Genomic DNA, 10,969 nt, shown 5'->3' on the forward strand with positions numbered 1-10,969 from the left:
CGCCTCCTGACCGGCATAAAGATGGGTGTTGCCGGGAATGTCGCCGGAGGCCATCTCGTCCATCACCCGCTCCTCAAAGCGGCGGATCATCCGCATGTTGCGATAGACCTCGATGAGTTTGTCCTGTGGTAGTTGCAAGCCCGACATTGCTTCCCTCCTTCTGTTGCCTATGCAGTTTGCGTTGACGCGTCCGTATCCACTACATTGTCCGGCAGCGGATTGATTGGCTGCGGTTGATCGCAGTGACCAACCGCAGCCGGAGCAACCCACCCCTCTTGGGTAAGGTGGACTGCCGAAACGGGCTCACTTGAAAAAGTCAAGGAGTTCACGCACGAGCGCTGTCGGTTGTTCTTCCGCCAGATAGTGACCGCAGTTTTCGATTGCAGTTCCTCGGACGTTGGTCGCGATCTTCTGCAATTGTGCGACAAGGTCCGGCATAGAGCCTTGATCCGCCCGCACCGCGAGGACCGGCATTTCAAGCTTTCCCCTGGCGGCAAGCTCTCGGTTCTGTTCTGCGGATAATGACACTGCCCTGTAATAGGCAAGTCCACCCTTCAGGCCACCGTAGAGGAATACACGCAGGTACTCGTTGAAATCGCTCTCGGAGAACACTTGCGGATTGGCAGCTTTACGCTGAAGGAACCAGTTGAGATAGATGTCCTCCCGACCTTCTATGAGCGCCTCTGGCAGATCGGGAACGTTGTGAAAGGCAACGTGCCACGTGCGCCAAGCGACTTCGGACGACCATGGCAGTGCGTCGGGAAGGCTGATGCCAGGGATTCCCGTATCAAGAATGGCAAGGCCAAGCACATTGTGTGCGTAAAGCGCTGCGTAGGGATATGCGACCCATGCGCCGATATCGTGCGCAACGAGGTAGTGCCGATCGGCGCCCAATTTTTCGAGAAGGCCGCGAACGATTTTGGCGACGCCCGTCGTATCGCATCCAGCCACCGGGCGATCAGAATCACCCTGCCCGGGAAGATCCAGTGCAATGACACGATATTTGGCGCCGAGCTCCGGCAAAATCTTGCGCCACGCGTACCAGCTCTGGGGGAATCCAGCGAACAGCACGACGACCTCGCCATCGGGACGCCCTCCGCTGACATAGTGCAGCCTGACGCCGTTAACCGTAGAAAAGCCTCGCTCAAATCCCTCGATGCCGCTCGACGGCCAATTCAGTGTGTCTGCCATCGCAGCCTCCTTTTCTATAAACTTGTCCAGGGCGGACGACCGCACAAACGGCGGTCATCTCGATTTCTTTGCTGTCCCGTTCCACGTCGACGGAAACCTATCGAGTCGCTCGTCAGTGGGTTTCGCGAGCCCGCGATGTGGCGGTTTTCCAGGTGCCGATCGTCACGGCGACAAGACACACGATCAGCAGAAGCGAGAACACCGCGTTGACCGAAGGCGTGAAGCCAAAGCGCATCTGGTTAAACACCCAGATCGGCAAGGTCGGCGCTCCGCCCGACAGGAACAGGGTTACCATGACGTCGTCGGCAGAAAGGGTCAGACCGAGAAAAGCGCCGGCCAGGATCGTTCCCTTGATCATCGGAAACAACACATGGATGAAGCTTTGCCAGCGGCTCGCGCCAAGATCCAGCGACGCCTCCATAAGACTTGGATCGAGCCGGCGAAGTCGAACAAGCAGCAGCAGAAACGTCACCGGCATGACAAAGCTCATCTGCCCGATGACGATGCGGGTGATGCCTGAGGGAATTGCGAAGATCTCGGTTCCCAAAACCATCTCGATCCCGAGAACAACCCCTGGGGTGGCGATTGGAAGCGCAAAGGCCATTTCGTAGAAACGGGCACCTTTCAACTTCGAATAATGGACGATTAGCGCAAATATCGTTCCGACCACCACGGATATGGAAACCACGCATGCTGCGACAATCACCGAGCGCTGAGCCGCGTCGATCAGGGAGGCGTCGTTCAAGAGCTCGTAATACCAGTGCAGCGTCAGCCCTTCCAACGGAAGAGTTTGAAGGTTTGCTGAATTGAACGAGAAAAGGATGATGATGGCGAGCGGCGCATAAAGGTAGGCAATTGCCGCGACGTATCCAATCGCTCCCAGTCTCCGACCGAAGCCGGTTGAGCCAGTCCCGTCCGATGGTGGCTGATCGCCTTCTCCGCCAACCATGACGCCCTTCACCGGTGTGAGAGCGATGATGATACCGAGAAGCACCACGACGCTCAGCATCAGAGCTACGGCGACAGCGGCACCATAGGGCCAATTGTTTGCGAAGCCGAACTGGGTCGAGATAACGACGCCCAGCGTGGTCCCGTCGATCCCACCGATCATTGCTGGAGTGACAAAATCGCCAACCGTGACGAGGAATGCGAGCGAAAACCCGATTGCCAGATTTCTGCGTGTCAGTGGCCATATCAGATGAAAGAATGTCTGCAGCGACGTCGCGCCTGAATCTTCCGACGCTTCTATCAGATCGCGTGGGATCTTCTCGAAAGCGCCCATCGTGGAAATGAAGATAAAGGGCACAGAAATGTAGGCGAAGACGATAACGACTGAACTTGGGCTGTAGAGAAACGCTTCGGACGGGGCATCCAGGATCCCGCTTGAGACCAGAAAGCCATTGAGAACACCGGATTGGCCAAGGATGACGCGCCATGCGAAGATCCGCATGAGGAGGCTGATCCAGAGAGGCAGGACGATCAGGATCGTCAGCAGCGCTTTGTTACGTCTGGCGACGCGACCAACGTAGAAGGCGAGCGGATACGCGATGACGGTCGCAAGTATGCAAGCAAGAAAGCTGAACGACAGCGTGCGCATTAGCAGGACCCAGAAGCCCGCCGAATTCCACATCCTCGAATAGTTCGTTAGCGATGGCTCGAAGATGATGACGCCCGCCGAGGTCTTCAGAAAACTGATTCCGATCAGAAGCAGGTTGGGCAGAATGACGATCAGAAACAGCCACGCCAATACGGGGACGCTTGAAAGGCGAAAGCCCAATGGAAACCGCTCACGCCGCGCAGAGGCGTGCTCGGGTAGTGCTGGAGCAACGATCTCAGTCATGGAAAACCTGCGTGTTTGCGGCATCGAAAGCGACCTTGACCGGCTGGCCTACCGAGAACGTCGAGTCTCGCACCGCAGGTACCGTGCCAATGAGATTGACAGTGCCGCAGCGGACATTGACTTCGCAGTTGGTGCCTAGGAAAAGGACGTCTTCCACTACGCCGGGGATTGTGTCAGGTGCACGGTCTGCGTCATCGAGAGGTTTCACCTGAATTCCTTCGTACCTGATTGCCATCCTCGCCGTTCCGCCCTTTTTGGCAGTCAGTCCCGGAATCCTGGTTCCCTCTACCGTTCCCACGAAGCCGGTATCCGACGGTTCGAAATTGACGACGACAAGGTTGGAGCGACCGACGAAACGTGAAACAAACTCGTTTTGCGGCGCAAAATATATTTCTCGAGGCGTGGCGAGTTGAGCTATCTTTCCGTCCTGCAAGACGACGACGCGGTCAGACATCGACAGGGCTTCGCCCTGGTCATGCGTGACATACATGAACGCTATGCCGAGCTCTTTTTGCAGTGCCACCAATGTGTGTTGCATTTGTTGGCGCAAGCGAAGATCGAGAGCGGCGAGTGGCTCGTCGAGAAGAAGAAGTCTCGGTCGCGATACGATGGACCGCGCCAGCGCAGCACGCTGACGCTGCCCGCCGGAAAGCTGGTGCGGTAGCCGGTCGGCAAAAGTCAACATTTCGGTAAGCGCTAGCGCTTCCTCGGCTTTTGTCCGTCGGTTCGGCTTTGGCTCGCCCTTCATCCGGAGTGGATACTCGACATTTTCCCGCACCGTGAGGTGCGGGAAAAGGGCATAACTCTGGAACACGGTGCGGACGTCGCGCTTGTTCGGGGCAACCGAGTTCACCACCTCACCTGCCATGACGATTTGGCCCGTATCCGGCTTCTCGAACCCGGCCACCGTCCGCAGAATTGTCGTCTTTCCGGAGCCGCTCGGCCCAAGGATCGAAAAGAATTCCCCGGGGTTCACCGAGAAAGACACCTGGTCAAGCGCAGGTTTTTTGGCCCCGTCATAAGTTTTCGAAACGCCGACGAGCGAAAGTACAGAGCTGGTTTCGCGTGTTCCCATTGTGGTTCTCCAGTTGGATTGCGGACGGCGTCAGAGCGTGCCGGCCAGGAAGTCATTCCAGAGCTGGATACGACGTTCGACATTCTCGGGTTCCTTGAAGAAGACGAGATTGTCCTTGAAACTCGGATCATCGGAGTCGAGGATATTGGTGTTCTTCAGCTCGTCTTCGGTCATGCCGGCTTCGCGCGCAGCCTCCGGCGTCAAAATGCCGTTGCTTCCCGAGAACTTCATGAATCTTGCCTGCCACTGCGCCGACATCGTGTCATTGAGGAATTTGTAGACGATGTCGCGCTGTCCTTTCGGCGAGACAAAGGTCCCTTCGATCCAGGCCGGCGTTCCTTCCTTCGGCAGGGAATACTTGGCGTTTAGCCCCTTCTTCTTCAGGATGTTCACAACCGTGACATTGTGACAGTAGCCGAGAACCGCTTCGCCAGACGCATAGACGTTTGCGGCATCGTCGAATCCTCTCGTGACGACGCGAACCTGTCCTCGCAGTTCGCGGAGAGCATCGGTGACGAGCGTAAACTCGTCCTCGGTCAAATTGAAGGGATCTTTTGCGCCGACATACAGTGCGACCATGGGGATCGTGACGGTCGCGTCGTCGAATATCGTGACTTTCCCCTGGTAGGCCTTGTCCCACAGAACGGCCCAGCTCGTGGGAGGAGACTTGATCACATCAGCATTGTACTGCAGAGGCTGCGTTCCCCAGTGGAGGGGAATGCCCATGAGTGCACCGTCGACTGTCAGCGGCTCGCGCCAGCTCAGTCCTGGGAGGATGTTGGAGATGTTGGGGGTCTTGGAGACGTCGAACGGGACGATCTGGCCCGCCTTCTTGAGGCGGCCCGCCGTCGAGGCCTCTGAGTAAATGACATCAGGCTTCACGGCGCCAGATTGAAGCTGGGCGAACACCTCATCAAGCGACGAGACAATCACTGGTTTGATTTCGGTCCCGTTGGCCGCTTTCCACTCCGCTATCCATTCAGGCTCGGCGTAGGTTTCCCACGTCAACAACGTGATCGGCTCTTCGGCGGCCCAGGCGCTCCTGATGACTGCAGGCGCAAAAAGCGACGTGGATAGCGCCGCGCCTCCAAGCTTCAAGGCATGACGGCGAGTGATGGATGGTGATGGTTTTCCGGTCATTACGGACTCCTTCTGACAATGGTTGACAGACTGCAGAAGGGGCGCTGCGCACCACCCTGCTCCCCTTTTATCGTGATCTAACTAACGGCAGTTAGATTGGTCAGTGAGTATTATTCAAGAAGCCACGTGTGTCAACAGAATAAGCCATTGAATTTTAAGTGTAAATATGTATAAAATGCCACGACGAATAGCAACGCACAGATCAGGCTGACCTGGGCATTGTACTGGATCGGAATCGCGTTCTCGAGCGTTTAGGCGCCCACGAACGAGTTCGAAGATGACAAGTGTGTATTAGCTGACGACAGCAAGAGCTTCGTCCAATAGTGACGACACGGATGACCTCCCAATCATGGTGTTCACGAATGCGATGTTCCTGCCAGACGGCCGGAAGGTCAAATCGTCGTTGGCGATTTGAACTGATAACCCAGTTTTATCAGCGGCGCATCACAGACCATTCCCGAGGCCGGCAGAGGCCGTTCTTGCCTATGTTGTGATCAATAGAATCTATCTGAGGTAATTGAATATGGAGATTTGACGAGACGGCTCGGAATGACGAGTCCTTGTATGTGCGTGCACGACAACAGGGATGCTTAGTGATGGATGGGTTTAAAACGGTACTCGATCGTACACCAGAGCAAATTCGCCTCGATGTTCGGGCTGGTACGATTGGCGGACAGACTTCTGGACTGGCCCCGGGTTTTGCTCAAGGAAACCTGGTGATCATTCCAAAGTCGTGGGCCACCGATTTTCTGAGATTCTGCCTGGAAAATCCCAAACCGTGCCCGTTGCTCGCTGTCGGAAATCCCGGCGATCCGTCGCTCGGCAAAGCTGGCAGGAATATCGACATCCGTTCCGATTTGCCGAGCTACCGTGTTTTTCGTGACGGACAGATTGGAGAAGAGATTTCCGATATTCACCACATCTGGCGCGACGATTTCGTTTCCTTTTTGATTGGCTGTTCGTTCTCGTTCGAGTGGGCTCTGTTGAAGGCGGGCATTGGTGTCCGGCATATCGAACTCGGTTCGAACGTACCGATGTACAGGACGAATATCGATTGCGTCTCAGCTGGTCCGTTCTCGGGGCAGTTCGTGGTGTCCATGCGACCGATGAAGCCAGCGGACGCCATTCGGGCGATCGAAATCACTGCCAGGATGCCGCAGGTCCATGGGGCGCCGGTGCATTTCGGCGATCCTTTGGCGATCGGGATCAAGGATTTATCGTCGCCCGACTTTGGCGACAGCGTTCCGGTGAGAGAAGGCGAAGTGCCAGTCTTCTGGGCTTGTGGCGTCACGCCGCAAGTAGCTTTGGCACAAGCCAAACCGCCGATAGCGGTTACTCACAGCCCTGGTTGCATGCTGATCACGGATGTACGCGATGAGGACCTTCTGAACGGGAAATTCCGCTTCGAGGCGCCCGTTCTATAGAGCTGTACTTGTTCCACCATTCTTTGTAGTTCCTGCCAGATCACGTCACCTGATGCGAATCGAAGGCATTGGATGAGACTCTTTGAGATAATTTTCGCTGACCTTATTTGACATCCGTGCTGCCCAGGCTAGGTCTTGCCCGTGGCAAAAACAGGTTTGCTGCCTGTCATATCACCGTAACGCTTGCATCCGGTCGTATACTCGTCAATGGTTGTCCAGGCGTTGAATTTATTGAGGACAGGCGGGCGCGATGATTGACCTGCGCACCTTGGAGACTTTCTGGGTTGTTGCTCAGACGGGCGGTTTCCATCGCGCCGCCGAGAAGCTTCATACCACGCAGCCGGCTGTTTCTGCACGCATTGCCCAGCTTGAACTGGAACTCAAAGTGCGGCTGTTCGAACGTGATAAGCGTGGTAGCCGGCTGACCGTGAAGGGACGCGAAATCCTCAAATATGCTGAGCGCATGTTGGCGCTCAGGACCGAGATGGTGCTTTCCGTTGCAGGCGCAAATGCCTTGGAGGGGACCGTCCAGCTTGGTGTTTCAGACACGATCGTCCACACATGGCTGCCAGAACTGCTCAAACGACTGAACCATGAATATCCGGCAATTACATTGGAGATCAACGTCGACGGCTCCACCGGTCTTGCAGCGGCCCTACTCGAGAACAGCATCGATGTCGCGTTCCTCCTGGGGCCGGTGATCTCGGGAAGCGTCGCCAATCTGCCGCTGTGCGAATATCCCCTCAGTTGGGTGGTCCGGGAGGAGTTTCCCTTGGGGCCAGAGGCGGTGACGCTCAAGGAGCTTGCAGCATTTCCGATCATTACTTTTGCAAGGCAAACCCAGCCATATCGGGAACTCACTGAGCTTTTCAACAAGGCACATCAGCAGCGCGTGCGACTGTTTGCCAATTCCTCGCTGTCCTCGATTGTCCGTATGACTCTTGATGGTATCGGCGTCGCTGCCATCCCTGTCGAAGTCGTTTCAGACCATCTCGCAACCGGCAAGCTGCGGGTACTCACGACAATCGATCAAACCATGCCAACGATGGTATTCACTGCAAGCTTCATCAAGGGTCCTGATACCCATTTGAATGGCGTTGTCGCTGCGCTTGCGCAGAAAGTGGCGGGCGAGTACGCCCTTTTTTCAGATCGTCCCTCACACCAAGATCAAACAATCAGCGCGGATTGATCAACCTGCCGTAGTTCCGCCGTCTAAGCTAAACATGCTGCCTGTCGCGAAAGTAGCCTCCGTCGCGACATAAAGGACGAAACTGGCAATCTCATCCGCACTGGCAAATCGCTTCAGGGGAACTTGCGAAAGCGCGGCGTCGCGAGCAACGGTGCCGCCAAGCAGTTCGAGCTCGGCCTGTAACATGGGCGTATCGACGGGACCCGGGCAAATGCAGTTTACCCTGACATGAGGAGCGAGTTCGAGCGCAAGCGATTTGGATAGTCCGGAAAGCCCTGCTTTTGATGCACAGTAGTGGGCAAAGTTCGGCATGCCTTTGAACGACAGGTCCGAGGCGATGGCTACGATGCTGCCGCGCCCTCGGCCTCGCATTCTCAGGGCGCATTCCCGCATCACGTAGAAAGCGCCATTCAAGTTGACATCGATGTGCTGGCGCCACACCTCTGCGGACAGCGCTTCCAGGGGTGCAGGCGTGACGATGCCTGCAGCATGAACGAGGTAGTCAATGCCCTCGAGAGCGTCCCAGGCTTCGGCAACCGCAGTGCTGACCTTTGCCTCATCACGGATGTCGAGAGGAATGGCGAGCGAGCCTTGCCCCAGCTCTTTGACAATCCTTTGGAGCTCATCGGCTCGTCGCCCGCAGAGTGCTACCCTCGCCCCCAGATCCGCGAAACGTCGGGCACAGGCGAGACCTATGCCCGAGGTTGCACCAGTGACAAATGCGCTTTTGCCTTCCAAAGAGCTATTCATTGTCTATAGACCTCCAGTCGTCGGGCTTAGCCGCGGCAAGCCCTCGATTTCGGGTTTCTTCCAGCTTGGGATCAGAACAGACGCTTGTACTTGTCCAGCTTAACGGACTTAATCCACTGACCGGCGCGCGCGCCGAACGCCTTCATTGACTCCGTGTTGTTGTGTACCTCCAGCGATTGCTCATCCTGCCAGATCTCATAGAAGACGAACTCACCTGGGCGCTCCAGGGACTCATGGAGATCGTACTGAACGAATCCAGGCTCCGTTCGCGCGATCGTAACTAAGGTGAGGAGCCCTTCTCGAAGTTGCTCGTGCATTCCTTCGTGGGCCGTCACAGTGGCAATAACAACAAGCTTGTCGGTCATTCTGCACCTTCCTTCACATTGAAAACTTTTAGACGCACCGCGATGGTGCTGTGGTGTGTTAGTCCAATTCGATCGAAACGTGAGTTTTGATGGAATTGGCGATGAAGCATCCTTTATGGGCCTTGTGATGCAATCGAGACAATGTTTCGCGATCAGGCTGCTTCTGCGGACCAAAGGACGCTTTTGGATGGAGGGTGATTTCTGACACCCAAAACGTTCCGTCAGGATTTTTCGCCACCTTTCCGACAGCGTCGTCCTCGTAACTTGTCACGGCATAGCCGCTACCCTCGCAGATCGCGAGAAAGTAGAGCATGTGGCAGCTCGCCAGAGCGTTCACGAGGAGCTGTTCCGGATCCGCAAGGTTGCTATTTCCGAGATAGGCGGGCGCAGCCGAAACATCTACGGAGACCTGCGAGCTGTAGATGGCCGTGTGATCCCGATTGTATGTTGCCGGCTGTTGCGCATGAGGCGCTGATTTCCATTCGAGGCGGATTGCGTGCTCAGACATTTTGTCATCCCAGTTCTATGGCCACGGGACAATGTCCTTGCCATGAGATAGAAATTAATGATCTTTCCGCCTTGAACAGGCGGCAAGGTGCCGTGCGGAGGCTCAAGCGGTTTGAAGAACCTCCACCATCGCCTGTGCGATGGTCACGTCGGCGTCCACCGGACCTCCGGATGCGCCCACCGCGCCGATAACGGTCTTTCCATCGCGCACAGGCAGTCCGCCACCGAAAACAACAAATGGCCGGCGCCCGCCAAGCGCATCCAGTCCATAAAGCGCTCCGCCAGGCTGGACCAGCTCTAGCCAGTTACCGGACGGCGAGCGTAAGGCAAGAGCAGTGTACGCCTTGCCTTGAGCAATTTCGACGGTTGAGAGCGCAGCATCGTCGACGCGCAGGAAGGCAAGCAGATTGCCACCGGCATCAACGATCGCCAGGGAAGAAGGCTCTCCCAACTCCCTTGCTTTGGCTGCACCGACCTCAAGGGCTTTGAGCGCCGCCTCATGTGTAATCAGCTTGATCATGTTATTCCTCTTTTGCTTTCGGTCGCTTGCGCGATCAGTTGTAGATGCCGCCATCGACGTTGATCGCCTGCGCCGTCACGTAGGAAGCCTCGTCGGAGGCGAGATAGACGAAGAGCGGTGCGACCTCCTGGGGCGTGGCTTGTCGTCCAAGCGGAATGAGGATCGGGATCAGCGATTCCTGCTTTTCTCGACCACCGATGAAGTCGATGGCGGGTTGATTGAAGGGCGTATCGATCCAGCCGGGGCACACGGCGTTGACACGAATACCGTCGCGCGCCAGCTCAATCGCGAGCGTCGTTGTGAGACCGATGATCGCGGCTTTGGACGACGAGTAACCGACGAGCCCTGGCGCGCCGCGCTTGCCGGCCAGCGAAGACATCATGACGATCGAGGATTTGCCAGCGTCTCGAAGGTGTTTCACCGACTCCCTTGCGAAGATGAAATTGGCGCGGACATTGATCGTGAACACCTTGTCCCAATCGCGCGTCGAAAAGTCTTCAACCTTGCCGGAGAGTTGGATGCCCGCATTCAGGCAGAGCGTGTCCATTCCCTTCATCCAGGCAACGGACTGGTCGACTGCCGCCTTAATCTCGTCTTCCTGCGAAATATCGGCCTTAATGAACCGTACCCGCTCCCCGAACCGTTTTTCGACCTCGCTACCCTTAGCAGCGTCGATATCCACCACAGAAACCGTTGCGCCTTCTGCGACAAATGCCTCCAGAATAGCGAGACCGATGTTTGCAACGCCTCCGGTTAGGAGTACGCGTTTTCCTGACAAACGTTGAGACATGGATTGCTCCCAATTCGAGGGGTTAGATCACTTCACTTTGGGCATTGCCCGTGATGTTCAAGCCTTCTGGATATTTTCCAGGATGGCTTCGTTGACGGTTGCGGATGCCTCCATTTGCGGCATGTGCCCGACCGCCGGCAGGCTGCGCAAAGTGACCTTTGCCGGCAGGTCTGCCGCA

Annotated in this window: 11 protein-coding genes and 1 pseudogene; 2 read left to right on the forward strand and 10 right to left on the reverse strand. The window is 56.3% G+C overall.

The window, feature by feature from the left end; translation table 11 throughout:
* From ACSQ2W_RS27190 to ACSQ2W_RS27210, 5 genes and pseudogenes are all read right to left on the reverse strand, one after another.
* Positions 1-147, reverse strand: a pseudogene (locus ACSQ2W_RS27190) (ABC transporter substrate-binding protein); the annotation flags it as partial.
* Positions 148-303: 156 nt separating this feature from the next.
* Positions 304-1,191 carry an alpha/beta fold hydrolase gene (locus ACSQ2W_RS27195; RefSeq protein ID WP_436089287.1) on the reverse strand — a complete coding sequence of 296 codons (888 nt, stop codon included), beginning with the start codon at positions 1,189-1,191 and terminating at the stop codon, positions 304-306.
* Positions 1,192-1,303: 112 nt separating this feature from the next.
* Positions 1,304-3,031, reverse strand: coding sequence for an ABC transporter permease subunit (locus tag ACSQ2W_RS27200; RefSeq protein WP_436089278.1), 1,728 nt, complete (start codon positions 3,029-3,031; stop codon positions 1,304-1,306).
* Complete coding sequence (locus tag ACSQ2W_RS27205) at positions 3,024-4,106, reverse strand: ABC transporter ATP-binding protein (RefSeq protein WP_436084352.1); 1,083 nt, start codon at positions 4,104-4,106, stop codon at positions 3,024-3,026. The genes ACSQ2W_RS27200 and ACSQ2W_RS27205 overlap by 8 nt, the downstream gene beginning before the upstream one ends.
* Positions 4,107-4,136: 30 nt before the next feature.
* Positions 4,137-5,246, reverse strand: a complete 1,110-nt coding sequence (locus tag ACSQ2W_RS27210; RefSeq protein ID WP_436089279.1) for an extracellular solute-binding protein — start codon at positions 5,244-5,246, stop codon at positions 4,137-4,139.
* 596 nt (positions 5,247-5,842) lie between these two features.
* On the opposite strand from ACSQ2W_RS27210, the gene ACSQ2W_RS27215 reads away from it, so the two are divergent.
* A complete protein-coding gene (locus ACSQ2W_RS27215; protein WP_436089280.1) occupies positions 5,843-6,670 on the forward strand; it encodes a putative hydro-lyase in 828 nt (275 codons plus the stop codon).
* 250 nt (positions 6,671-6,920) lie between these two features.
* Entirely contained in the window at positions 6,921-7,859 is a 939-nt protein-coding gene (locus ACSQ2W_RS27220; RefSeq protein WP_436089281.1) for a LysR family transcriptional regulator, read from the forward strand.
* Here ACSQ2W_RS27220 and ACSQ2W_RS27225 read toward each other — a convergent pair whose 3' ends face one another.
* The 5 genes from ACSQ2W_RS27225 to ACSQ2W_RS27245 form a co-directional block, all read right to left on the reverse strand.
* Entirely contained in the window at positions 7,860-8,609 is a 750-nt protein-coding gene (locus ACSQ2W_RS27225; RefSeq protein WP_436089282.1) for an SDR family NAD(P)-dependent oxidoreductase, read from the reverse strand.
* Between the two features lie 71 nt (positions 8,610-8,680).
* On the reverse strand, positions 8,681-8,974 hold the full coding sequence (locus ACSQ2W_RS27230; protein ID WP_436089283.1) for a putative quinol monooxygenase: 294 nt from the start codon (positions 8,972-8,974) through the stop codon (positions 8,681-8,683).
* A gap of 58 nt (positions 8,975-9,032) precedes the next feature.
* Entirely contained in the window at positions 9,033-9,482 is a 450-nt protein-coding gene (locus tag ACSQ2W_RS27235) for an OsmC family protein (protein WP_436089284.1), read from the reverse strand.
* A 102-nt stretch (positions 9,483-9,584) separates the two neighbouring features.
* Entirely contained in the window at positions 9,585-10,001 is a 417-nt protein-coding gene (locus tag ACSQ2W_RS27240) for a GlcG/HbpS family heme-binding protein (protein ID WP_436089285.1), read from the reverse strand.
* 34 nt (positions 10,002-10,035) lie between these two features.
* Positions 10,036-10,791 (reverse strand): SDR family NAD(P)-dependent oxidoreductase, encoded by a 756-nt coding sequence (locus ACSQ2W_RS27245; RefSeq protein WP_436089286.1) that lies wholly within the window; start codon positions 10,789-10,791, stop codon positions 10,036-10,038.
* Positions 10,792-10,969 lie beyond the last annotated feature (178 nt).

It is taken from the genome of Pararhizobium sp. LjRoot255 (assembly GCF_964252905.1).
In the GTDB taxonomy this organism is placed as follows: Bacteria; Pseudomonadota; Alphaproteobacteria; order Rhizobiales; family Rhizobiaceae; genus Pararhizobium.